Source organism: Blautia sp. AF19-10LB (genome assembly GCF_003461245.1).
Taxonomy (GTDB): Bacteria; Bacillota; Clostridia; order Lachnospirales; family Lachnospiraceae; genus Blautia_A; species Blautia_A intestinihominis.
This window is the reverse complement of record NZ_QTWS01000031.1, coordinates 13,918-37,163: the sequence shown is the minus strand read 5'-3', so window position 1 is coordinate 37,163 and position 23,246 is coordinate 13,918. Positions and strand designations below refer to the sequence as shown.

General features: G+C 40.5%; 25 protein-coding genes. 22 read left to right on the top strand and 3 right to left on the bottom strand.

Going from position 1 to position 23,246, the window contains the following annotated elements; translation table 11 throughout:
• Positions 1-5 precede the first annotated feature (5 nt).
• Positions 6-362 (top strand): hypothetical protein, encoded by a 357-nt coding sequence (locus tag DWX28_RS15035; RefSeq protein WP_015560134.1) that lies wholly within the window; start codon positions 6-8, stop codon positions 360-362.
• 47 nt (positions 363-409) lie between these two features.
• On the opposite strand, the gene DWX28_RS15030 is transcribed toward DWX28_RS15035, so the two are convergent.
• Entirely contained in the window at positions 410-1,090 is a 681-nt protein-coding gene (locus tag DWX28_RS15030; RefSeq protein WP_118253537.1) for a hypothetical protein, read from the bottom strand.
• 161 nt (positions 1,091-1,251) lie between these two features.
• Here DWX28_RS15030 and DWX28_RS15025 point away from each other — a divergent pair, with 161 nt between their 5' ends.
• The 6 genes from DWX28_RS15025 to DWX28_RS15000 are packed head-to-tail and all read left to right on the top strand — an operon-like array spanning position 1,252 to position 7,891.
• On the top strand, positions 1,252-2,088 hold the full coding sequence (locus DWX28_RS15025; RefSeq protein ID WP_008703427.1) for a hypothetical protein: 837 nt from the start codon (positions 1,252-1,254) through the stop codon (positions 2,086-2,088).
• Positions 2,089-2,102: 14 nt separating this feature from the next.
• Positions 2,103-2,555, top strand: a complete 453-nt coding sequence (locus DWX28_RS15020; protein ID WP_118253533.1) for a PrgI family protein — start codon at positions 2,103-2,105, stop codon at positions 2,553-2,555.
• Positions 2,539-4,872, top strand: coding sequence for a VirB4-like conjugal transfer ATPase, CD1110 family (locus DWX28_RS15015; protein ID WP_118253529.1), 2,334 nt, complete (start codon positions 2,539-2,541; stop codon positions 4,870-4,872). Before DWX28_RS15020 ends, DWX28_RS15015 begins: the two co-directional genes overlap by 17 nt.
• Positions 4,873-4,887: 15 nt before the next feature.
• Positions 4,888-5,292: a DUF6075 family protein gene (locus DWX28_RS15010; protein WP_015560136.1), complete on the top strand. Its 405-nt coding sequence runs from the start codon at positions 4,888-4,890 to the stop codon at positions 5,290-5,292.
• Between the two features lie 14 nt (positions 5,293-5,306).
• Positions 5,307-6,080, top strand: a complete 774-nt coding sequence (gene srtB, locus DWX28_RS15005) for a class B sortase (protein WP_118253526.1) — start codon at positions 5,307-5,309, stop codon at positions 6,078-6,080.
• 35 nt (positions 6,081-6,115) lie between these two features.
• On the top strand, positions 6,116-7,891 hold the full coding sequence (locus DWX28_RS15000; protein WP_118253522.1) for a lysozyme family protein: 1,776 nt from the start codon (positions 6,116-6,118) through the stop codon (positions 7,889-7,891).
• 26 nt (positions 7,892-7,917) lie between these two features.
• On the opposite strand, the gene DWX28_RS14995 is transcribed toward DWX28_RS15000, so the two are convergent.
• Positions 7,918-8,277 (bottom strand): helix-turn-helix transcriptional regulator, encoded by a 360-nt coding sequence (locus DWX28_RS14995; protein WP_118253518.1) that lies wholly within the window; start codon positions 8,275-8,277, stop codon positions 7,918-7,920.
• Positions 8,278-8,508: 231 nt separating this feature from the next.
• Here DWX28_RS14995 and DWX28_RS14990 point away from each other — a divergent pair, with 231 nt between their 5' ends.
• The 3 genes from DWX28_RS14990 to DWX28_RS14980 all read left to right on the top strand — a co-directional run bounded on the left by DWX28_RS14990 (position 8,509) and on the right by DWX28_RS14980 (position 10,165).
• Positions 8,509-9,096 carry a TetR/AcrR family transcriptional regulator gene (locus DWX28_RS14990; protein ID WP_118253512.1) on the top strand — a complete coding sequence of 196 codons (588 nt, stop codon included), beginning with the start codon at positions 8,509-8,511 and terminating at the stop codon, positions 9,094-9,096.
• 3 nt (positions 9,097-9,099) lie between these two features.
• Positions 9,100-9,627 carry a GNAT family N-acetyltransferase gene (locus DWX28_RS14985; RefSeq protein WP_117658824.1) on the top strand — a complete coding sequence of 176 codons (528 nt, stop codon included), beginning with the start codon at positions 9,100-9,102 and terminating at the stop codon, positions 9,625-9,627.
• A gap of 346 nt (positions 9,628-9,973) precedes the next feature.
• A complete protein-coding gene (locus tag DWX28_RS14980) occupies positions 9,974-10,165 on the top strand; it encodes a cysteine-rich KTR domain-containing protein (protein WP_268841008.1) in 192 nt (63 codons plus the stop codon).
• 70 nt (positions 10,166-10,235) lie between these two features.
• Here the strand turns inward: DWX28_RS14980 and DWX28_RS14975 are convergent, their stop codons facing one another.
• Positions 10,236-10,763 carry a PadR family transcriptional regulator gene (locus DWX28_RS14975; protein WP_118253509.1) on the bottom strand — a complete coding sequence of 176 codons (528 nt, stop codon included), beginning with the start codon at positions 10,761-10,763 and terminating at the stop codon, positions 10,236-10,238.
• Between the two features lie 122 nt (positions 10,764-10,885).
• On the opposite strand from DWX28_RS14975, the gene DWX28_RS14970 reads away from it, so the two are divergent.
• From DWX28_RS14970 to DWX28_RS14910, 12 genes are all read left to right on the top strand, one after another.
• Positions 10,886-12,271 carry an MATE family efflux transporter gene (locus DWX28_RS14970; protein WP_118253507.1) on the top strand — a complete coding sequence of 462 codons (1,386 nt, stop codon included), beginning with the start codon at positions 10,886-10,888 and terminating at the stop codon, positions 12,269-12,271.
• Positions 12,272-12,283: 12 nt separating this feature from the next.
• Positions 12,284-12,472, top strand: coding sequence for a cysteine-rich KTR domain-containing protein (locus DWX28_RS14965; RefSeq protein WP_006863419.1), 189 nt, complete (start codon positions 12,284-12,286; stop codon positions 12,470-12,472).
• 472 nt (positions 12,473-12,944) lie between these two features.
• Entirely contained in the window at positions 12,945-13,373 is a 429-nt protein-coding gene (locus DWX28_RS14960; RefSeq protein WP_117658835.1) for an RNA polymerase sigma factor, read from the top strand.
• Between the two features lie 586 nt (positions 13,374-13,959).
• On the top strand, positions 13,960-14,340 hold the full coding sequence (locus DWX28_RS14945) for a type II toxin-antitoxin system PemK/MazF family toxin (RefSeq protein ID WP_055244679.1): 381 nt from the start codon (positions 13,960-13,962) through the stop codon (positions 14,338-14,340).
• Between the two features lie 88 nt (positions 14,341-14,428).
• Entirely contained in the window at positions 14,429-14,581 is a 153-nt protein-coding gene (locus tag DWX28_RS19610; RefSeq protein WP_172678047.1) for a hypothetical protein, read from the top strand.
• A gap of 52 nt (positions 14,582-14,633) precedes the next feature.
• The gene (locus DWX28_RS14940) at positions 14,634-16,580 is read left to right on the top strand and encodes a recombinase family protein (protein WP_118253502.1); all 1,947 of its coding nucleotides are present in this window, start codon (positions 14,634-14,636) and stop codon (positions 16,578-16,580) included.
• A 31-nt stretch (positions 16,581-16,611) separates the two neighbouring features.
• Positions 16,612-16,983, top strand: coding sequence for a TnpV protein (locus DWX28_RS14935; RefSeq protein WP_118253499.1), 372 nt, complete (start codon positions 16,612-16,614; stop codon positions 16,981-16,983).
• Between the two features lie 324 nt (positions 16,984-17,307).
• On the top strand, positions 17,308-18,069 hold the full coding sequence (locus DWX28_RS14930) for a helix-turn-helix domain-containing protein (protein ID WP_118253496.1): 762 nt from the start codon (positions 17,308-17,310) through the stop codon (positions 18,067-18,069).
• A gap of 239 nt (positions 18,070-18,308) precedes the next feature.
• Positions 18,309-18,992 carry a response regulator transcription factor gene (locus tag DWX28_RS14925; protein ID WP_118219773.1) on the top strand — a complete coding sequence of 228 codons (684 nt, stop codon included), beginning with the start codon at positions 18,309-18,311 and terminating at the stop codon, positions 18,990-18,992.
• Positions 18,993-19,234: 242 nt separating this feature from the next.
• Positions 19,235-19,897, top strand: a complete 663-nt coding sequence (locus tag DWX28_RS14920) for a sensor histidine kinase (protein WP_243002444.1) — start codon at positions 19,235-19,237, stop codon at positions 19,895-19,897.
• A 98-nt stretch (positions 19,898-19,995) separates the two neighbouring features.
• Positions 19,996-20,676: an ABC transporter ATP-binding protein gene (locus DWX28_RS14915; protein ID WP_005339636.1), complete on the top strand. Its 681-nt coding sequence runs from the start codon at positions 19,996-19,998 to the stop codon at positions 20,674-20,676.
• Positions 20,677-20,689: 13 nt separating this feature from the next.
• On the top strand, positions 20,690-23,239 hold the full coding sequence (locus DWX28_RS14910) for an ABC transporter permease (RefSeq protein WP_118253491.1): 2,550 nt from the start codon (positions 20,690-20,692) through the stop codon (positions 23,237-23,239).
• Positions 23,240-23,246: the final 7 nt, after the last annotated feature.

Below are 23,246 nucleotides of genomic sequence, written 5' to 3'. Positions count from 1 at the left end.
ACCCTATGAAACTTTTTAAGAAGAACGAGAACAAGAAAACCACGAAGCTGCCGATGACTGGAAAGGTTAAGAAAGGCTTCCGCTATTACTGTATGGCTGTTATGGCAATGACATTTGTGCTTGGTACTTCCGTAACCGCCTTTGCTGCCAATGACCCCATTCAGGTAGTCAACAATCTGTCCGATTTCATTTTCGGTCTGGTGAGGGCTGTCGGTATGATTATGCTCGGCTTTGGTATCGTGCAGATTGGTCTTTCCCTCAAATCCCACGACCCATCCCAGAGAGCCAACGGCTTTTTGACCCTTGCAGGCGGCGTTGTCATTACCTTCGCAAAAGAAATCTTGACTCTTATCACAGGCTAAAAAAGAGCAGCTTACCTTTTGGGGTAAGCTGCAATACATAAGGATATTTAAAATATGTTGCGAATTATTTGCCAAAATTCATTCCATCCCATAACGATTGACATTAGACCGCCTATAAATCCTACAAGGGTAACAATTATATTTAGAAGTTTTATAATCCAATTATGTTTTGCCCTGCGAGTGGTTTCGTCTGAAATAAACCCAAACCAATGGAGCAATAAAATAGGTAACGAAACAATAAACTTGATACCGTCAGAAAAACAGGAAAACGGATTAAAAAGATTCTTCCTTATGGATTTTTCAGCTTCTTTAAGAGTTCCTAAATGGCGTATGAACATATCATCACAGTCCTGTGCCGACTGATTTATTCTGTTCATAATTATGCCATTATCACGTTCGTTGATAGCATTCCGTAATTCTGGCAAGAAGTTCACCAGCAATTGGTAATTGCTTGTACTAAATCCTCGTAGGTTATCAGTAACATAAGCAAATATTCCATCAGAGCCAAGTTCATATTGCATTGATTTTACATCTGATGTCAGTTCGTAGTATAACTGTTGATTAAAACAGTTTCTCGACATAATTCCGTTTATTAGTTCAATGAATTTATGACGATAGCTATTTGTAAATTCAACCCGTTTGATTATATCGCTTAATTCAATACGCTTCATTATGAAACCTAATATAATTATTCCTATTATGATGAAAGCAGGAATTAACTTGTCCATAACATATCCCCTTACATAGTCAATTGCTTCCAACTGTTGGAGCAGTTGGCTTTTATATTATACAACATTTTTCTCATGCTTTCTACCTGCAAAGTATGAGAGTAGAAAGGAGGTTTGAAAATGCCAAAAATAAACTATTCGTTGAAGGGAGGCTGTAATCAGTGTCAGATAATTGGGTCGTACAAAATCTTGAGAACGCCCTAAACACTTGGAATGAGAAATTAGCCGAGATATGGCAACTCATTACCCAATCCCCAGAGAACTTTAAGGGCGGCACGATATGGAATGTCATCGTGGATATTCACGGTGCGGTGCAGGCTATTGGACTTGCCCTGCTCGTGCTGTTCTTTGTTGTGGGTGTGATGCGTACCTGCGGAAATTTTGCAGAAGTCAAGCGACCAGAGCAGGCTTTGAAGCTGTTTATCCGCTTTGCCATTGCCAAAGGTGCAGTGACCTACGGATTAGAACTGATGATGGCACTGTTTAAGATTGTGCAGGGTATGATTTCCACGATTATGAATGCCGCAGGATTTGGCTCGGCACAGCAGACGGTGTTGCCGCAGGAAATCGTGACAGCCGTTGAAGATTGCGGATTTTTTGAGAGTATCCCGCTATGGGCGGTCACGCTGATAGGCGGACTGTTTATTACGGTGCTGTCATTCATAATGATTATGTCGGTATATGGCAGGTTTTTCAAGCTGTATATCTATACTGCCATAGCACCCGTACCCCTTTCCGCTTTTGCGGGAGAGCCGAGCCAAAGCGTCGGCAAGAGCTTCATTAAGAGCTATGCCGCTGTATGCCTTGAAGGTGCGGTTATCGTGCTTGCCTGCATTATCTTTTCCCTATTTGCTTCTTCTCCGCCTGTGGTCAATCCCGATGCGGCGGCGGTTACAATGGTATGGAGCTATATCGGGGAACTTGTGTTCAATATGCTCGTCCTTGTCGGTGCGGTCAAAATGGCAGACCGTGTTGTAAGAGAAATGATGGGCTTGTAAGGGAGGTGCTATGATTGGAAGTAAAGATAAATAAGGAAATCCGTAATTATACGGAGAGTATGTTTTTTGGACTGTCACTCAGACAGTTCATTTTTTCTGTCCTTGCCTGCGGCGTGGCGATGGGTTTGTATTTTCTTCTCCGTCCACGGTTTGGAACGGAAACACTCAGTTGGGTTTGTATCTTAGGTGCATTCCCCTTTGCGGCTATGGGCTTTATCAAATACAACGGTATGACCGCAGAGCAGTTTGTCTGGGCGTGGATTAAATCAGAATTTCTGATGCCGAAAAAGCTGATGTTCCTGCCAGATAATCTCTATTACGAAACGGTGAAGCCAACCATTGAAGCCTATGAAAAAGGGTTGACGACAGTACGGAAAAAGCAGAAAGGCAGGACACCAAAACCAAAGAAATCGAAAAAGAAAAAAGCGAAATGCAGCAAGGAGGTAAACAATGCTGAGAACTCTTAAAAATCTGTTCAAGCAGGACAGGGAAAAGTTTGTTGTGCCGAAGTCGGTACAAAATGTTATCCCGATTAAGACAATCTGGGAGGACGGCATATTTCTTGTAGGCAGGAACAAGTACGCAAAGACCTTTAAGTTTGAGGATATAAACTATGCCGTGGCAAGCCGTGAGGATAAGGAAGCAATGTTCCTTGAATACTCGGAGCTTCTTAATTCCCTTGACAGCGGTGCGACCACGAAAATCACTATCAACAACCGTCGCTTGAACAAAGCTGATTTTGAACAGACCATTTTAATCCCAATGGCTGATGACGGTCTGGATAAGTACCGCAAGGAATACAACAAAATGCTTTTGGATAAGGCGACAGGGGCTAATTCCATCGTACAGGATAAGTATGTAACCGTATCTGTCTGCAAGAAGAATATCGAGGAAGCCCGAAACTACTTTGCCCGTGTGGGTGCTGACCTTATCGCCCACTTTAACCGTCTGGGGTCGAAGTGTGTGGAACTGGACGCAGGCGACAAGCTGCGTATCTTCCACGACTTCTACCGTACAGGAGAAGAAACAGCGTTCCACTTCGATATTACCCAGACGATGCGGAAAGGTCACAATTTCAAGGATTTTATCTGCCCTGATACCTTTGAATTTGAGAGCGACTGCTTCAGAATGGGTGACAGATATGGGCGTGTGATTTTTCTCAGAGAGTATGCGGCATATATCAAGGACAGTATGGTGGCGGAGCTTTGTGAGTTGAACAGGAATATGATGCTGTCCGTTGACATTATCCCCGTTCCCACAGATGAAGCCGTGCAGGAGGTGGAAAACCGTCTGCTTGGTGTGGAAACTAACATTACGAATTGGCAGAGGAAGCAGAACCAGAACAACAATTTTTCAGCCGTTATCCCCTATGATTTGGAACAGCAGCGAAAGGAAAGTAAGGAATTTCTGGACGATTTGACAACCCGTGACCAGAGAATGATGTTTGCCGTGCTGACGATGGTGCATACGGCTGACACTAAAGAGCAGCTCGACAATGATACAGAAGCTCTCTTGACTACCGCAAGAAAGCACTTGTGCCAGTTTGCGGTGCTGAAATATCAACAGATGGACGGATTAAATACAGCTCTGCCATTTGGTGTACGGAAGATAGATGCCCTGCGTACCCTCACAACAGAGAGCCTTGCAGTGTTTATACCGTTCCGTGTGCAGGAAATTTACCACGAAAACGGTGTGTATTACGGTCAGAATGTCATCAGCAAAAATATGATTATTGCCAACCGCAGGCAGCTCCTTAACGGCAATTCCTTTATTCTCGGTGTGTCAGGTGCAGGAAAATCTTTTACCGCAAAGGAAGAAATGACGAATATCATTCTGACCGACCCTAATGCCGATATAATCATCATTGACCCAGAGCGTGAGTATTCCCCGCTTGTGAAAGCAATGCAGGGAGAAGTCATTCATATCTCTGCGACAAGTGAAAATCACATCAATGCTATGGATATGAACTCCGATTACGGTGACGGTGCAAACCCTGTCATTCTGAAATCGGAGTTTATTTTATCCCTTTGCGAACAGCTCATCGGCGGCACGAACTTGGGAGCAAAGCAGAAATCCATTATTGACCGATGTACGGCAAGCGTGTACCGCTACTATCAGCAGGGCAACTATATGGGAACGCCGCCCACCTTGCAGGACTTCCGTGAGGAGCTGTTAAAACAGAATGAGCCAGAAGCACAGGAAATCGCTCTTGCGATTGAGCTGTTTACGGACGGTTCGCTCAACACCTTTGCAAAGCACACGAATGTTGATACTCACAGCCGCCTTATCTGCTATGACATTCTGGATTTGGGTAAGCAGTTACAGCCTATCGGTATGCTTGTGGTGCTTGACAGTATCTTAAACCGTATCACGCAGAACAGAGCCAAAGGCAGAAATACCTTTATTTTCATTGATGAAATCTATCTGCTCTTTCAGCACGAATACTCTGCAAACTTTCTCTTTACCCTCTGGAAGCGTGTGCGTAAATACGGTGCGTACTGTACGGGTATTACGCAGAATGTGGACGATCTTTTGCAGAGCCATACGGCAAGGACTATGCTTGCTAACAGCGAATTTATCATTATGCTTAACCAAGCATCTACGGACAGACTTGAGCTTGCCAAGCTCCTTAATATCTCCGACCTTCAGATGAGTTATATCACGAATGTCGGTGCAGGACAGGGATTACTCAAAGTAGGCAGCTCCCTTGTACCGTTTGTAAACAAGTTCCCACGAAATACCGAGCTTTACAAGTTGATGACGACTAAGTTCGGTGAGGTCTAAGAAAGGAGGTCTTTTATGGCTGATATTAAATTCCGTGATACGGCTCACCGTGATTTCTTTCTGGAAAATATGATGAAATGCAGAGTGAACGACTGTTATCACAGGGCGTTTTTCTATGTGATGGGTATCGCTTCGGAAACGAGGGCGAACATCAACCAGATGTTCAATTTCAAGGAGGACTGCATCGAGCCAGAGGGTATGCACGGCGGCTGGCAGACAAGCGGAACAGTCAAGGTCTGCCATCTTGCTTTTAACCTATGGAACGGGTATGCAGAGGAAGGGCGGGAACGGTATTTCACGCCAGAGGAGTTGTTCTGCTGTGAGTTTGCTCCCTACTTTATGGAGGGTATCAAGGTCAGATACCCCGAATATTGCAGGGAGCTTCCTGCTCCCAGAAAACAGACGGAAATTTCAAGATAAGAAAGGAAAAGCCTATGAAGAATTATAAATCTATTATCTGTGTTGTAGTCGCCGTGTGCCTGTTAGGTACGGCGGCTTTTTGTGGCTTCCGCATTTATCATTACTATGCAGAGGTGGACGAGCAGACGGAAGCTTTTGAGGAGATTGCCGAGATGGTAGAGCAGGCTCCCACGGATGAAACCGTGCCAGACGATGCCCCTGTCAGCGAGGGGGAAGATGTGCTTGCCAAGTATCAGGAATTGTATTTACAGAATGAGGATATGGTCGGTTGGATTTCCATTGCCGGCACGACAATCAATTATCCTGTGATGCAGAGCAGGAACAATCCGAATTTTTATCTGAAGCACAATTTTGAAAAAGAGTACAGCGACTTAGGTACGCCTTATGTGCAGGAGAATTGTGATATTGCCGAAAGTGACAATCTGGTTATCTACGGTCATCACATCAAGGGTGGCAAGATGTTTGGAGCGTTGGAGGATTACAAGTCCAAGAGCTTCTATGAGGAACACAAGACTATTCAGTTTGATACCCTCACAGAGCAGACAGAGTATGAAATCGTCGCTGTATTTAAGACTGTGGCGTATAGCTCCGAGGGCTTCCGATACTACGACTTTGTTGATGCGGAGAATGAGGAAGATTTTAATTCCTATATCGGGAAGTGCAAGGAGCTTGCTTTGTATGATACAGGTGTGACCGCTGGATACGGCGACAGGCTCATTACCCTTTCCACCTGCGAATACTCCGCACAGAACGGCAGGCTCGTTGTAGTGGCAAAAAAGGTCGGCTGATTTGAACGCAAATCCTCTGGGAAAGGAGGTTTTCTATGGCTGATATAAAAACCAGAGATGCGGTCAAAGGCACGATAAAGACCATAGATAAAGCCGCCATAGCCAGTGAGCGTATGAAATCTGCCTATGTGGGGATAAAGGAAAAAGCGGAACAGGGATATTACGCTGATGAAAACTCTGCCACAGAATATGCTGCGGATAGGATTTCTTATGCGGCAGACCGTGTAAAAGACGAAGGTATCCACCAGTTCAATAAGCAGGGGCAAAAGGCGGTCAAGACAACGCAGGAGAATATCGGTAAGGCAAAAGATAAAATAACCGATTTCAAGCAAAGTCGGGCTGTCAAAGCCGCAGAACAGAAAGCCACACAGAATATGTCAGAACAACACGGCTTGCAGATCCGTCACGGGGCTGCAAGCCGTTCCTCTGCCCCCGATGTTTCCCAGACAGCAAAATCGCAGTTGATAAAGACCCGACAGCAGGGGCGAAAAATGATTAAGACCACAGCCCGAAATGCAGAAAAAGCGGTGAAATCAACTGCTAAGGGAACGGTCAAGACTACCGAAAAGGGAATTAAAACCGCACAGGCAACTTCTAAGGCGGCAATCAAAACGACGGAAACCTCGGTAAAAACGGCACAGGCAGTGGCAAAGGCGTCTGCGAAAACTGCTCAAAAGGCAGCACAGGCGGCAAAAGCCACCGCAAAGGCAACCGCTGAAGCAACAAAAGCTACGGTCAGAGCCACCATAGCTGCGGTCAAGGCGATTATTGCAGGAACAAAAGCTCTGATTTCCGCTTTAATTGCAGGTGGTTGGATTGCAGTTGTGATTATTCTCATTGTCGTCCTGCTCGGCTGTGCTGTTTCCATGTTTGGTGGCGGAAGAGGGAGCAACGCCTATACCCCTGTCAGTGCAGAGGTGGAAGCCTATGAGCCTTTGATACAGAAATATGCCAAACAGTACGATATTCCCGAATATGTGGAGCTTATCAAGGCGGTAATGATGCAGGAAAGTGGTGGGCGTGGACTTGACCCGATGCAGGCGGCGGAGGGCAGCTTTAACACAAGGTATCCCCACGAGCCGAACGGGATACAAGACCCAGAATATTCGATTGAGTGCGGTGTACAGGAATTAAAGGCTGCCCTTATCTCTGCCGAGGTAGAAAACCCGATTGATATGGAGCATATCAAACTTGCCTTGCAGGGTTACAATTTCGGCAACGGCTATATCTCGTGGGCTAAGACCAACTATGGCGGCTATTCCTATGCCAATGCGGTAGAGTTCTCCACCATGCAGGCGGCACGGTTAGGTTGGGACAGCTATGGCGACACGCAGTATCCCGCCCATGTGCTGCGGTATTATCCATACGGGCGGGCGTTCACAAGCGGCGGTAACCAGGCGATTGTGGAGGTCGCTTTGACACAGCTCGGAAATGAGGGCGGTCAGCCTTATTGGAGTTGGTATGGCTTTGAGGGGCGTGTGGAATGGTGTGCCTGCTTTGTGTCATGGTGTGCCGACCAATGCGGATATATTGAGAGAGGGATTATCCCTAAATTTTCTGGCTGCGTGGACGGCTCAAATTGGTTTAAGGGTAACGGACAATGGCAAGACAGAAACTACGAGCCGCAGGCAGGCGATATTATTTTCTTTGATTGGGAAGGCGACGGAGAAACCGACCATGTAGGCATTGTGGAGAAATGCGAAAACGGCGTCGTTTACACCGTGGAGGGTAACTCTGGAGACGCTTGCAGGCAAAATCAATATACGGTTGGAAGCAGCTCCATCTATGGTTACGGTGTTCCTGCCTATTAAGAATGGGCAAAAGAAAAACCAGAGGTTTATTCCTCTGGCTCTTTTGCCTTACATAGTCCTCCGACGGTTGCTTCAACTACGGACAGCTCTTTATCGTTTAGTTTGTCGAGTTCTGCGTCTAAGCGTCTGCGGACGGAACTTCTTTTGACATCATTATCTGGGAATATGTATTCATCAACCGATACACCGAACATTGTTACAAGCTGAATGAACAGCTCCAGACTTGGGTATTGTCCTTCGTTTTCGATTGCTTGCAGATGCCTTGGGTCATAATCTACAATACGGGCAAGCTCATCTATGGTCATACCCATTGTTGTCCTTGCTTTCTTAATTGCCTGTCCTATCGGTGTAAAATCGAAGTCAAAATCATTGTTTCTTGCGTCCATAAACTCACCACCTTGTAGCAATATAATATTTCTATTATATTTTACAGAAATGGGAGTTCTTATTGAACGCTTTGAAATCTCTTGTAATGAGATATTATATCTCTTATACATAGTTATAAAAAATCCGAAAGCAAATTGTTTATAAACTTTAAGCAAGATGGATTGACAAAAGCGACATCAGTGTCGTATAATAAAAGCGACACAACCATCGCAAAAATGGAGGCGAAAATAATGGGAATTAAAGGAGATAAAACAAAGCAGTTTATAAAACAACAGGCAAAAGTATTATTTGCTGATAAGGGTTTTAAAAATGTTACGATGAAAGATATTTGCGAGGTAACAGAGCTTAGCCGAGGAGGATTATATCGCCATTATAATAGCACGGAACAATTATTTTCTGAAATAATATCAGAATTTTTAGAAGTGCAGAATGATTTGTTTTCGGAAAGCATAGATAAAGGTTTGCCTGCCATTGAGATATTGAATGAGATACTTAACAGGTATAAGTCTGAAATGAACGATACTCAAGGTTCTTTAAGTATGGCAATTTACGAATATTTTAGTAGTAGAGAGAACGAGGAAAATGTTTTATCAAAGCAGTACAATTTGTCATACCATTCTTGGAAGAAGCTAATCGAATATGGTATTTCTCGTAACGAGTTTAAGCAAGTTGATATAAAGGGGGTCTTCGATATAATCTTGTTCACATATCAAGGAGTACGGATGTATAGCCAGCTTATGCCTATTCCTAATGAAACACCTGAAAGAATAATCGAACAGATAAAGTTACTTTTGTTAAACAAAAAAACGGAGGAATGAAAGATGACATGTGAAGAAATACGGCTTGTAAAGCCGACATTGGAACTGGAGAAAGAAGCACTTAAATACCGACAGGAACATTTTGATTTTGGGGAACAAGTAATCAATGGGAGTGAATTGTTCGATAAGATTAGTTCTTATTCTGAATGGCTTGAGAAAGTAATTGCCAATGCAAGTTTGAAAACGGTTGACCCAAATTGGGTTTTGACAGATACCTTTTTTGCAGTTAGAGTGTCAGATAATAAAATTGTTGGTATCGTCGATTTGAGGTATCGGTTAAATGATTTTCTGAAGGATTTTGGTAATTGTGGCTATAGTGTAAGACCGTCAGAAAGAAGAAAAGGATATGCTACTGAAATATTAAGACAAATATGTCTTGTTGCAAAAGAGCACGGTTTGAAGCAGTTGCAATTATCAGTTGAAAAAGACAATGTTGCTTCAATAAAAACGATTGAAAAAAATGGTGGGGAATTTAGCAGGAGTTTTATCTTTGAAAATGAAGAAGCGTATGTGTATTTATTAAGATTATGAGGTAAGGCTGGAGTGCTTATACCTTTTTCGAATTTAATGTAATCAATCTCCGTCCTATTCTAATAGGTGGTATTTTGGAAGCATCTTATCCGTCATCTATCGCAATGACTGCTATGATGCAATATCATCGGCTGATTAAAAAACATAAACTATGTAATACAACAAATGCTTTGTGTGGCTTGTTTACTGCCTTTATGGTTATTAGACGGCTTATTTGCGGTGTGCATTTGTTTACCGATATGTTAGGTGGATTGATTTTTTGTGTAGCTATGATTTGACTTTATTGTTCGACAAACAATTTTATTGATTTGAAAAAGAATAACTTTGCGAAAGGAAGTACGGGCGTATGATATTAAAAACAGAATGGGTTTTATGTCCTGTTTGCGGAAATAAAACCCGTAATCGGATACGAGAAGATACAGAATTAAAAAACTATCCTCTTTACTGCCCGAAATGTAGACAGGAAACTTTAATTGAAGTCGAGAATTTGCAAGTAACCGTCATCAAAGAGCCAGACGCACAGACGCAGAGCCGATGAACTTGTGAGAGATAAACTCACAGTTCATCGGCTCTGCCTATTTGGAAAAGTATCTTATGGGGGATTGTAATTATTCGTATTTTAGTTTTAATTCATCAATCCATGTTTCAATGGATTGTGCAAGAATGAATTGTTGTTGCAAGACCGCTAATCCTGTTTGTGGGATTTCGGGTACATTTTCTTTCGCTTTCAAATTTTTTTCCAGATATGATTTTAGTGTTTTTATATTGGCTTCAATATCTGTTAGGCATTTCATTTGATTTTCTGGCAAAAGGGCATCCAAGTTGACAATGACTGCATTAAAATCCAAGAAGATTTGAATGGGTTTTGCGGATATTTCAAACATAAGATTTTCAAGCTGTTTTTCACCCGCTTCTGTTAAGGAGTAGATTGCCTTTTCTGGCATTTTTCCCTCTTTGACTATGTCGCTTGAAATGTATCCCTTTTCCTCTAACTGGATAACTTTTTTATAGATTGACGGAGTGCTGATTTTTACCCATTTTGATATGTTGCGGTATTCAACCAATTTTTGGATGTCGTAAGCACTTAGGGCTTCCTTTTTCAGCATTCCTAATACGATTAAATCTATTGTTGCCATGATATTCTCCTTTCTCTATTGACAACTACTATAATTTATAGTAGTATATACAACACAGCTTTAATTGCTGTAATTTATACTACTATATTTTATACTCAAAGTCAAGAAAAGGAGTGTTAATTATGAGTCAACAAAACAAGAAAATGCAGCTATTAGGTAACGCACCTATCCCTCAAGCCCTATTAGCAATGGGTATCCCGACAATGATTGGAATGTTGGTAAACGCATTATACAATCTGGTGGATGCCTATTTTGTTGGAGGATTGGGAGAGAGCCAGATGGGAGCAATTTCAGTTGTGTACCCATTAGGACAGGTTGTGGTTGGTTTAGGGTTGCTATTTGGAAATGGGGCAGCATCCTACATTTCCAGATTGTTAGGACGCAATGATAAGGAAAAGGCAAACCAAGTTGTCAGCACAGCCTTATACAGCAGCGTTTTTGTCGGGGCAGTTATGATTATCCTGTCTGTCATTTTTCTAAAGCCGATACTAAGTATTTTGGGAGCGACAGAGAGTATTTTGCCCTATGCGGTCACATATGGAAGTATTTATATTATTTCCTGCATCTTCAATGTCTTTAATGTCACAATGAATAATATCGTGACAAGCGAGGGAGCAGCAAAGACGACCATGTGCGCTCTGCTGATGGGAGCCGTACTGAATATTGCATTAGACCCTATATTTATTTATGTACTGGATTTGGGAGTGGCAGGAGCCGCCATTGCTACTGCAATTTCACAGGTAGTATCTACTCTGGTGTATCTATTTTATATTTTTGGAAAGAAGAGTGTATTTGATTTTAAAATAAAGAATTACTGCCTTTCAAAAGAGGTTGCATCGGAAATTTTTAAGATTGGTATTCCAACGCTTGTGTTCCAGATATTAACAAGCCTTTCCATTTCTCTCATCAACAATGCGGCGGCTGATTATGGAGATGCTGCAATCGCAGGAATGGGAGTTGTGACACGCCTTGTTTCAATGGGAAGTCTAACAATATTTGGTTTTATTAAAGGCTTTCAGCCAATCGCAGGGTACAGCTATGGAGCGAAAAAATTCAACCGCCTGTATGAAGCAATTAAAACCTCTATTATCTGGTCAACCATATTTTGTGTTGTTTATGGATTGATACTGGCTTTATTTTCAACGTCCATCGTGTCACAATTCGCAAGTGGCAATCTGGAGATGATTAAAGTAGGGGCAAGCTCATTAAGGGTAAATGGACTTTCTCTCATGCTGTTTGGCTTCTATACCGTATATTCCTCATTATTCCTTGCTTTAGGAAAAGGGAAAGAAGGCTTTATTCTCGGAGCTTGCAGGCAGGGAATTTGCTTTGTGCCAGTTATTCTCGTTCTGCCTATGATATGGGGATTGAATGGTATTCTGTATGCTCAGCCAGTTGCAGATGTGCTTTCTGCTATTATTACGGTATTTATGGCTATCCATCTTCAAAGAGAATTAAATGAAGCAGAAAAGCAAGTGGCTATTGCAGGAACTAATGAAGTACATTAAGGGAGATGTTTTATGCAAAATGAAAAATGGGTGCTTTGCCCCGTTTGCGGAAACAAAACACGGATAAAAATAAGAGAAAATACGGTACTTCTTAATTTTCCGCTTTTTTGTCCTAAGTGTAGGCAGGAACAGCTTATAAATGTTCAACAATTAAAAGTAACTATCATCAAAGAGCCAGACGCACAGACGCAGAGCCGATGAATTTGCGAGGTAACTTGCAGTTCATTGGCTCTTTCTTTATACAGAATAGGATGGATAAGCCCACCGAATAAAAAAAACGGTGCTTTTGGTGGGCGGATTTATCATGTCCTAATAAAAACTTATCTTCCCTCTAAACCCGTTTTGAGTTTGGAGGGATTTTTATGTGTTGGGCAAATCCAACCACGCTGCTTATCAGAAGCAGCAGCTATTTACATAGTGTCACGCACAAGTGAGGATAACTTGTTAAAAAAAGCCTTGCTTGCTCGTGGCACTTTTCTACTTTTTAAGTAGAAATCACATATCTATATTATAGAGATAATTATGCGTATTGCCGTAGAGGTCTTAGTACCTTTGCGGCTTTTTGTTTATCGCTTTTTATCAGAACGCAGGAGAAGCCTGCTTTTGGCGCTGGCTGTCGTAGCCCACCTCAATCTGAAATTTTTCAAAAAAATTCAGATTGGAGGTACACATTATGGCATACAACAAAGCCAGAGAAGAAAAGAAATGGCGGCTCTGGAAAGAAGCCGAGGAGAAGCAGTTACGGAGCTTGGGCGTTAATGAGGACGATATAGAAAAGCTCCGTGTTCACGATTGGGCGATTTTTAATTCAGACAGACGGTATTATCAGCGAGTGCAGGAAACAGGTACATATCTTGACGAGTTTGCTGAAGATACTACACAGCCCGAAGTCAAAACGGTTGAGGATTTTCTGGACAGTATCGAAAATCAGCACCTCTATCAAGTTTTGATTAAGGTGGACAGGCTTACACTGCAGATTGCTTTGATGAAGGTACAAGGATATTCAACCCGTGAAATTGCGGTGTATCTGGATATTACTGAAAAAGCTGTTTACAGAAGAATGGATAGGCTCAAAGAAAAATTAAAAAAGTTTTTTGAGTAGAGGGGAAAATTGAATATTCCCACGGGCTACAGGGTGAGAGGACAAAAAACCTCTTACCCTGTTTTCCTTTGTGTGGCGAAAACGGGATAGCTCCTTGACAATCGAATACCCATTCGCCAAATACTTTCTCTTTGTGATTGTGATGAGCATAAGCGTGTGTAGCGGTACGCCACGACCTGCCAAGCGGCAGCGAGCGATTGAAAGGTGGTGAGCCTATCTTTACCGACTCAAAATATCGGGTAGCTCCCGATTTCGCCATAACCCACAAAGAGGATAATGATACTCCCGTCCAGTCACAGTCCGAGCGTGAAAAAACCGTCGCAGGCAATGAGGGCGGCTCTGTCAGACCGACAGTTGGGGTGGAACTCCCGTGGTGTCAGTTCGCTGCTGACCGTTTGGCGATTTCCCATAGCATTTCGGGGTGTCGAGGACAAGTTGAAATGCTTCTATCATATCAGCCAAGCGAAAGGCGGTCATAAGAACAGAGATATTGTTAAGATACTTCCGACCTTAAATACTTCCTTGCGTTTGGCTGCCTACATAGGCAGGAAGCATCTGTCTAAATCATATTGGGAGGTCAAACACAATGGAACGAATTATTAAGCGTGGCGACATTTATTATGCGGAGCTTAATCCCGTTATCGGCTCGGAACAAGGCGGCACAAGACCTGTACTTATCATTTCCAATGATATAGGAAACAAGCACAGCCCGACGGTAATCATTGCAGCAATTACGAGCCGAGTACACACAAAAGCAAAGTTGCCCACACATACCCCAGTAAGTAATTATGAAGGGCTTGACAAGGACTCTGTTATCCTGCTTGAGCAGATACGGACGATTGATAAGCAGAGGTTAAAACAGTATATGGGAATGATGCCCAATAACATAATGGCAAGAGTTGACAAGGCTCTTGCCATTAGTGTTGCACTTGAAAAAAATGAAAACAAATGTGTAAAGCAGGTATGAGGGATAGATTTGCACATTGGTAAAATGGCGGCTGTATTTCTATAATTTAGAGGTACAGCCGTTTTAGCTTTAGCGGAGGTATTCGTTTATGGGAAATGAAAAGTTAATTCATAATACAGAACTGCAAGACGAACAGTTGAAAGATGAAACCGAAACATTCAATTCTTTTATCAATGTTATGGTGCAGATAGTTGAAAAATACGGAAAGACTGTTTTGCAGGAATTAGATTGTGCTGCGTAGGTTACGCAGCCTTACATATCACATTTCCCTATAAATTTATGGAGGTGGTACGATGAACAGAGAAGGAAAGAAATGTGTCCTATATCCGAGAGTAAGTACTGAAATGCAGGTGGACGGATATAGCCTTGAAGGGCAGAAGAATAGCCTGAAACGATTTGCTGACAGAGAGGAAATGGAGATTGTTGGTATATATGAAGATGCGGGTAAATCGGGAAAATCTATTGAGGGGAGACCTGCTTTTAAGAAGATGCTTTCCGATATAAAGAACGGATTGGAGATAGATTATATTCTGGTCTATAAACTTTCACGATTTGGAAGAAACGCAGCAGATATTCTAAATTCATTGGAGTTTGTGCAGTCGTATGGAATAAATCTTATTTGTATTGAGGAAGGTATTGACTCATCACAGACAAGCGGAAAACTTTTAATTTCTGTATTATCTGCGGTTGCAGAAATTGAAAGAGAAAATATCATTGAACAGACAATGAATGGACGGAGAGAAAAAGCACGACAAGGTGGGTGGAATGGTGGATTTGCACCATACGGATATTATCTGAAAGACAATCAGCTCTTGATAGAAGAAACGGAAGCTGAAGCAATCAGAATTATATTTGATAAATTTGCTAATTCTGACATAGGACTTGGCGGGGTAGCAAAATATCTTAATCTTCAAGGTATAAAGAAGATACCTCGTCAGAACGGCACATTAGAAACTTGGAGCAGTCATTTTATACGGTTGATATTAGACAATCCTGTTTATTGTGGAAAGATTGCTTATGGCAGAAGAACACGAGAAAAGGTAAAAGGCACAAAAAATGAATATAAGCAGGTTCATACAGATGATTATATTCTGGAAGATGGACAACACGAAGGAATAGTTAGCGAAGAATTATGGCAAAAAGCTCACACAAAACGTATGGCAACAGGAATTAAGCAGCCGTCCAAAATAGGTAAGGACAGGTCACATCTGTTGACGGGAATATTAAAGTGTCCTCTTTGTGGAAGCTCAATGTATACGAATAAACATGCGTGGACGAATAAAGATGGCACATACAAAGAAGTTTACTATTATATCTGCGGTAGGAACAAGCAGGAGCGAGGGCATCATTGTGATTACAAGGCATCGCTTAGAAAAACAGACATTGAACCACTTGTAATTGAAGCTGTTAAAGAATTGGTAAGTGATAAATATTTTGCAAAAGAGATAGAAAAGCGTATTGGCGTACAGACCGATACCACTGCTATTGATAAGGAACTTGCCAATTATGAGAGCAAGCTGAAAGAAGTAGATTTGAATAAAGCCCGTCTGGAGCGAGAAATTGATAATCTGCCTATTGATGCTCGTTTCAGAGAAAGAAAAATCCACGACATGACATTAAGGCTTGATGGATTGTATGATACGATTGTCGAGTTGGAAGAACGGATTGAAGATGCAAAGCTGAGAAAAAGTTCTATCGAAATGGAAGCAATCACTCTGGACAATATTTACAAGCTTATGCTGAATTTCGGAAAGCTCTATGATATAATAAGTGACGAGGAAAAGAAAAGCCTTATTACTTATCTCATAAAAGAAATTCAGATATATCCAAATGGGGAGTCAGAGCAGCCTTTGAAGTCAATAGAGTTTAATTTCCCAATATATCGGGATGGTCAAGAGGTAAGGCGGCTCTTGTGGGAAAAAGGTAATACCGTTGAGACGGTTGTTCTTTTGTCCCAACAAAAACCAGATGACACGATAGAGATCGACTTAGACTTAGATGAGCTGGATGCAACCAGTGCAGAGACGAAAGCGACCTATCAGGAAATCAAAGATTATGTGCTGAAAGAATTTGGCTTGAAGGTTTCAAATTTATATATTTCTCAAATCAAAAGGAAATGTGGAATCGAAGTAGGAGAGAACTATAATCTGCCAAAGACAGAAAATCCAAAAGTGCCACAGTGTCCGAAAGAGAAAGAAGATGCTATCAAGGCTGCCCTGAAATATTTTGCGATGATCTAAGGATATCGCTGATTTCAAGGAGGAATAACACATGAAAAGCACATTTGAAAAAATGGGTGGAACCTACACACTGGGAGCAGACGGAATTTACTATCCGAATCTTGTCAGTACAGATGAAGAACCGCATTATGGAAAATATGGAATGCTGCGGAAAACGTATCTGAAAGAGCATCGTCCGGCAATGTATTCTCTGTATATGTTGGAAGACAGATTGACAAAACATCTGAATGCTGTGGATGATGAAGCACAGGAGAGGATGGGTATTCTGGTGCGTCAGATGATGGAGAAGCAAGGCGTTACGGAAGAATTGAAAGCTCGTGATCAGATGGTGTGGGTTGGAGTTGTAAATAACATCCGGAATGCAGCAGAAGAGATTGTGTTAAAAGAATTGATTTATAGGTAGTAGAATAAGAGCTGAACAAGTAGGACGAAAAATCCTGTTTGTTCGGCTTTTATGTTTATAAGGGGTCAAAGAAGAAGCAAATTACAATTCTATAGCAAGTGATCTTTTCTAAGTTTCGGAAGGCTGGTTTTTTCCGTCATAGTTATAAGTTGCCGATTTAATTATTCCATAGTATGGCTTAAAAAATATTCGAATATAACTTTATAGAAATAATCATGATGGGGAGATTATTTGATGAATTATGTGCTAATATTCTGCAATTCTACTGCTAGTCGATTGATTTATGCACGCTCTCATTATAATATGTGTGCAGGAGGTGGATATATGTATCAGATTAGTAATGAAAAATTTGGTTTATTTGTAACCGAATTAAGAAAGGAAAAGAATTTAACTCAAAAGGATTTGGCTGAAAAATTATATGTATCAGATAAAACAGTTAGCAAATGGGAACGTGGTCTTAGTATGCCCAATGTCGTATTACTCATACCAATAGCTGATATATTAGATGTTACCGTTACAGAATTGTTACGTGGAGAAAAAATAGATACACAGAAAAATATTGATACAAAAGAAGTCGAGGAATTGGTAGTAGGCTCTCTCGATATGGCTGTTAGGAATTCTATTCATCAGCATAGAAAAAACTGGATATTAGCATATTTGTTATGTTTTTTTATATCTATTACAGAAATTATTATGTTAGTTGTATCTGGAAGTTCATTAGCTGAGATGAAAGGGGATATATTGCTGGTTACCGTGGGAATGCTTTTATTTGGTGCATGGTTTTGTTTCTTTGCAAAAGACATATTACCAACATATTATGATGCCAACAAGATAAATTATGTTTCGCAAGGAATTTTTAGAATACATCTAGTTGGTTTATCTTTTAACAATGGAAATTGGATATACATCTGCACAACTTTAAAAATATGGACACTTGCAACAGTTGTTCTATATCCTCTTGCAGGTATTATAATAATCAATTGTTTCAATATAGCTTTATGGGATATTTTGAATAAAATTTTCTTAATTATGATATTAGGCGGTATGGTAGTTTCGATTTACATTATCGGGAAAAAATACGAATAATTAAATTACCTGTTATCGTTGTGGATAGTACTAATTTACAACATTCTTCATGGGAAATATGAAATGATGCAGAAGAGGTTGTGTTAAGAGAATTAGTGTACATTTAAAACGTGGAAAGCTCCTTCGGGAGTTTTTTGCTGTTTATAAGATAAATTCTGCCGGAGATTTTGACTTAATGATTTGATTTATAAAACTGGCAATGATACAATTAGCGTAATTTGTAAGAAAGCAGAGAAAATATGAGTGAAAAGTTACTGATTGTTGAAGATGACAAAAAATTAAATGATGGAATCCGTCTGGCTTTAAAGAATGATGCTTATTTCTTTTATCAGTGCAGAACTTTGCAGGAAGCTAGAGAAATCTTGAAAAAGGAAGATATCACATTGGTTTTATTAGATGTGAATTTGCCGGATGGGAATGGGATTGATTTTGTAAGAGAAATAAGGAAAAATAGTCAGGTGCCGATTATTCTGCTTACAGTAAATAACATGGAAGTAGATATTGTAACAGGATTGGAAGCTGGGGCAAATGATTATATTACGAAACCGTTTAGCTTGATGGTTTTGCGTGCAAGAGTGTCTGTGCAGCTTAGAAATAAAGAGGCAGCAGCTAAGAATTCTATGGAGCTTGATGGATTTGAGTTCTATTTCGATAAAATGGAATTTTTCAAAGATGGAGAACCTATTGAACTTAGTAAGACAGAACAAAAGCTCCTTAGAGTGCTGTGTGAAAACAGAGGAAAAGTATTGAAACGGGAATATCTGATTGACGAGGTATGGCAGGGAGATACAGAGTTTGTGGATGCTCATGCTCTGACTGTTGCAGTCAAACGCCTCAGAGACAAATTAGAAGATGATACGCAGAAGCCTGAATATATCAAGACGGTTTATGGAATTGGATATACATGGGCGGTGAATGGATGATAGAAACAATTATGTTGATTGTAGTTATATTTGTCCTGAGCGGAGTTTTTTGGTACAGCTTTTTTTATCAGAAAGAAAAAAAGCTTTTGAACCGGCTGCAGCAAATGCTGGATTGTGCAATAGATGGAGAATTGGAACGGACAGAAGTATCAGAAGAAAAGTATTCTGCTCTTGAAAACAGCATGAAACAATATATAGACAGTAGCCTTCTGGCAGGAAAAAATCAACAGGAACAGAAAGAAGTGATACAAAAACTTATTTCAGATATTGCGCATCAGACACTGACTCCTATTTCAAATCTGAAAATCTATGGAGAAATACTCTCTGAAGTGAGTAATGAAAATCAGGATGAGATAGCTACCATTTTGGAGCAAACAGAGAAATTAGATTTTTTGATACAATCATTGGTCAAATTATCACGGATGGAGAGTGGAATTATCGCAGTACATTCGGAGGATACTACTATTAAGCAGATGCTTGAATCTATACAGCAGCAGTTTAACGTAAAAGTAAGGGAGAAGAATATTACTCTGAGCCTATGTGACACGGATTTGCATGTTCGATGTGATTCAAAATGGACAGTGGAGGCACTCGGAAATATTGTAGACAATGCGATTAAATACACAGCATGTGGGGGAAATGTTCAGATAAAAGTCGAGCAGTATTCTTTTTTTGTAAAGATTGATATCATTGATGATGGCATTGGAATAGAAAAAGAAGAAATACCAAAGATATTTGGAAGGTTTTATCGGAGTCTGTCAGTGGCAGACCAGCCAGGAGTAGGAATTGGCTTATTCCTTGCAAGAGAGATCATTCAGGCACAAAAGGGGTATATAAAAGTGACATCAAAGAGAGGAAAGGGTTCTACATTTTCTGTGTTTCTTCCGATAGCAAAGAAGGAATAGTATCAAAACTGTGACATTTCAGAAACCAGATGGAGACATTGTTATGATAAAGTCTGTATTGTAAAGATCAATACAGGCTTTTTTGATGGGAGGATGGCATGAATATATTAAAAGCAGTAAATTTACGAAAAATATATGGGCAGGGAGAAACAGAAGTCAGGGCTCTTGATGGTATAAACCTGGAAGTAGAAAAAGGGGAGTTTGTAGCGATTGTTGGAACCTCTGGAAGTGGAAAGTCTACATTGCTTCATATCATTGGTGGTTTGGATAATCCAACATCCGGTCAGGTCATTGTTGACGGACAGAATTTAAGCCATATGCCAGATGAAGAGCTTACTATTTTTAGGCGTAGAAATATTGGATTTGTATTTCAACAGTATAATCTGGTTCCGATGCTGAATGTATGGGAAAATATTGTTCTTCCTGTAAAACTGGATGGAAAAAAGATTGAAAAAGGTTATGTAAATGAAATCATAGATACACTGGGTATTCGGACAAAACTGGAAAATCTTCCAAGTGCACTGTCAGGGGGTCAGCAGCAAAGGGTGGCAATCGCAAGAGCATTAGCGGCAAAACCTGCTATTTTACTGGCAGATGAACCGACAGGCAATCTGGACTCCAAAACGAGTCAGGATGTATTGGGACTTTTAAAAGTCACCAGTAAGCGTTTTCATCAAACGATTGTAATGATTACTCACAATGAGGAGATTGCCCAGATGGCTGACAGGATTTTACAGATTGAAGACGGAAAAATTGTTTCAGACAGTGGTTTGGTATAGTGAGGGCGATTATATGGTAAAAGTAGAGAATAAAGAAACGTTACGATTATTGACGAAACGTTTTATGAAAATGAACCGAGCAAGAAATATTATTGCTGTTATTGCAATTATGTTGACATCACTGTTATTTACAAGCCTCTTTGTGGGGAGCGTATCCATGATACTTTCCAAAAGAGCAACGGAAATTAAGCAATTTATGGATTCATCCCATGCTATTGCGCAGAATTTGTCAGAAGAAGATGCGGAGAGATTGCAAAAAACAATAGAACAAAGTGATGAGGTGGAACGATATGGAACAGGCATTTTTCTGGGAGCAGGAAGAGATAAACATTTTGGCTTTTCAGTAGAAGTTAGATATGCAGATAAAAATATGGCAGAAAGCTTTAATTGTCTGCCAACTACAGGAAGACTGCCAGAGAAGGAAAATGAAGTAGCAGTCAGCAGCTTGGTACTGGAAGCACTGGGAGTTACACCAAAGATTGGGGAAGAAGTCACGCTGACGTGGGAAGTAAATCCAATGCTGAAACAATACAAAACAGATACATTCCAGATATGTGGATTTTGGCAGGGTGATAAGACTGTTTTAGGTCAGATGGTCTGGGTATCTGAAGCCTATGCGAAGGAGAATTGTTATCCTGTTACACAGAAAGAATTAGAAAATGGTATCTATAATGGGGGAAAGGAGTATTCTGTCTGGTACAAGAATCTTTGGAATCTGGAAAAGAAAACAGAAAATATATCTAAGACAGCAGGATTTACGAAAGCAGGGACAGGATTGGAGATCAATCCGGCATATAATCTTTTTGAAGAGGATTCATTTTCATTCACTTCCCTTATTGTAATGGTACTGTTTGTGATATTGGCTGGTTACTTAATTATTTATAATATTTTTAATATATCCGTGAAAACGGATATTAGAGCTTACGGATTATTGAAGAACGTGGGAACAACAGGAAAACAATTGAAAAAAATTGTACGTATGCAGGCATGGAAATTGTCAGCAGTGGGGATTCCAATCGGATTGATCTTCGGTTATCTTGCAGGTCTTTGTATGGCTCCGTCCTTGACTGCAGATGCCCAAATTAGTGCACAGGCAGGAAAAACGGCTCAGACAGTAGTATCAGCAAATCCTTTGATTTTCCTTGCAGCGATACTTTTAACGCTTTTAACGGTGTATCTCTCCAGTCTGCAGGCTTGTAAAATGGTGGAAAGAGTTTCGCCTGTGGAAGCTCTGCGTTTGGCAGAAGGAGAGCAGTTACATAGGAAAGTAAAAAAGAATACTTCTGTAACCTGGTGGGGGATGGCAGTTCAAAATGTGTTACGAAATTGGAAAAAGGGATTGATTGTTATGCTTTCTATCGCTCTTTCTATGGTGGTTGTCAACTGTATCGTGATGTTGGTGCAGGGATATGATTTTGATTCTTACCGAAAAGTGTTTTTAGCTTCCGATTTTCAACTGGATCAGATGACCGACACTTTATCGAATACAAATTTCAACGGTATTACACCTGAAATCAAAGAGATTCTGAATAAGTGTCCGGAAAGTGAGAAAACAGGATATGTGTATTATTCGGAAGAAAGACATAAGATGGAACCGGCACTTTTGAAAACGTGGGAGACATTGGCAGAAAAAAACAAAGAAAACTGGACAGATTATGAAAAGCAAATCTGGGAGGAAACAAAAGCGGATAATACTGTAAAGGTTCATTTCCTCGGAATTAGTGAAGCGGTGTTTGATATGTTAGAATGGAAAGGGGAAAAATGTTCCTGGGATACGTTTAAAAGTGGGGATTATGTGATTGTGGACTATAGTGATAAATATACAGAACAACCAGTTTCTTATTATCAGTCTGGCGAAACTTTTAAAATGGAGTACGGAAACGGAAAGCAGAAAGATTATGGGGTGATCGGAGAAGCTATGATGCCATATTCCCTGGATTATCCGTATGCAGATTCTGTTTATATTACAGTAATGGTCCCAGAAGAAGAGTATATCACCCAGACAGAAAATCAATCAGCAATGTATGCTGCCATCGATGCCAAGAAGGGAGAGGATAAGCAAGTAAAAGAATACATTGATAAAAATGTTTTGAAAGAAAATGATATGATAAATGTTTTTTCTGTATTGGATATGGAGGAGAGTTTTCAGCAGTTTGTCAGCAAATATTATATGATCGGTAGTTTTCTTGTCGTTATTTTAGCCTTTATTGGCATTATGAATTTCTTTAATACAACAGCAACTTCTGTAATTAGCAGAAAAAAAGAACTGGCACTTTTGGAAGTTGTTGGAATGACGAAAAAACAGGTATCGAAAATGCTTGTGACTGAGGGATTCCTATATTTGGGAGGCGCATTTGTGATTGCAGTATTGTTAGTTGTGGTTGGAGCAAAGCAGATTTTAATAAATACGCTCGGTACGGCATTTTTCTTCCGGCTGCATCTTACGATAGTGCCATGTGTGCTTATGATTCCAATTTTGGTTGGGATTGCGTATGTGATACCAAAGTATCAGTTTGAAAAGATGAGTCAGGAAAGTGTAGTTGAAAGAATTAGTAAGGAATAATAACAAT

Coding starts and splice junctions, on each gene's coding strand:
- srtB (WP_118253526.1), top strand. CDS start 5,307: ATGAAGAATTATAAATCTATTATCTGTGTTGTAGTCGCCGTGTGCCTG.
- DWX28_RS14965 (WP_006863419.1), top strand. CDS start 12,284: ATGCAAAATGAAAAATGGGTGCTTTGCCCCGTTTGCGGAAACAAAACA.
- DWX28_RS15010 (WP_015560136.1), top strand. CDS start 4,888: ATGGCTGATATTAAATTCCGTGATACGGCTCACCGTGATTTCTTTCTG.
- DWX28_RS15000 (WP_118253522.1), top strand. CDS start 6,116: ATGGCTGATATAAAAACCAGAGATGCGGTCAAAGGCACGATAAAGACC.
- DWX28_RS15035 (WP_015560134.1), top strand. CDS start 6: ATGAAACTTTTTAAGAAGAACGAGAACAAGAAAACCACGAAGCTGCCG.
- DWX28_RS14985 (WP_117658824.1), top strand. CDS start 9,100: ATGACATGTGAAGAAATACGGCTTGTAAAGCCGACATTGGAACTGGAG.
- DWX28_RS14980 (WP_268841008.1), top strand. CDS start 9,974: ATGATATTAAAAACAGAATGGGTTTTATGTCCTGTTTGCGGAAATAAA.
- DWX28_RS14970 (WP_118253507.1), top strand. CDS start 10,886: ATGAGTCAACAAAACAAGAAAATGCAGCTATTAGGTAACGCACCTATC.
- DWX28_RS19610 (WP_172678047.1), top strand. CDS start 14,429: ATGGGAAATGAAAAGTTAATTCATAATACAGAACTGCAAGACGAACAG.
- DWX28_RS14945 (WP_055244679.1), top strand. CDS start 13,960: ATGGAACGAATTATTAAGCGTGGCGACATTTATTATGCGGAGCTTAAT.
- DWX28_RS14915 (WP_005339636.1), top strand. CDS start 19,996: ATGAATATATTAAAAGCAGTAAATTTACGAAAAATATATGGGCAGGGA.
- DWX28_RS15015 (WP_118253529.1), top strand. CDS start 2,539: ATGCTGAGAACTCTTAAAAATCTGTTCAAGCAGGACAGGGAAAAGTTT.
- DWX28_RS15030 (WP_118253537.1), bottom strand. CDS start 1,090: ATGGACAAGTTAATTCCTGCTTTCATCATAATAGGAATAATTATATTA.
- DWX28_RS14990 (WP_118253512.1), top strand. CDS start 8,509: ATGGGAATTAAAGGAGATAAAACAAAGCAGTTTATAAAACAACAGGCA.
- DWX28_RS14960 (WP_117658835.1), top strand. CDS start 12,945: ATGGCATACAACAAAGCCAGAGAAGAAAAGAAATGGCGGCTCTGGAAA.
- DWX28_RS14940 (WP_118253502.1), top strand. CDS start 14,634: ATGAACAGAGAAGGAAAGAAATGTGTCCTATATCCGAGAGTAAGTACT.
- DWX28_RS14925 (WP_118219773.1), top strand. CDS start 18,309: ATGAGTGAAAAGTTACTGATTGTTGAAGATGACAAAAAATTAAATGAT.
- DWX28_RS14910 (WP_118253491.1), top strand. CDS start 20,690: ATGGTAAAAGTAGAGAATAAAGAAACGTTACGATTATTGACGAAACGT.
- DWX28_RS14930 (WP_118253496.1), top strand. CDS start 17,308: ATGTATCAGATTAGTAATGAAAAATTTGGTTTATTTGTAACCGAATTA.
- DWX28_RS14995 (WP_118253518.1), bottom strand. CDS start 8,277: ATGGACGCAAGAAACAATGATTTTGACTTCGATTTTACACCGATAGGA.
- DWX28_RS14975 (WP_118253509.1), bottom strand. CDS start 10,763: ATGGCAACAATAGATTTAATCGTATTAGGAATGCTGAAAAAGGAAGCC.
- DWX28_RS14935 (WP_118253499.1), top strand. CDS start 16,612: ATGAAAAGCACATTTGAAAAAATGGGTGGAACCTACACACTGGGAGCA.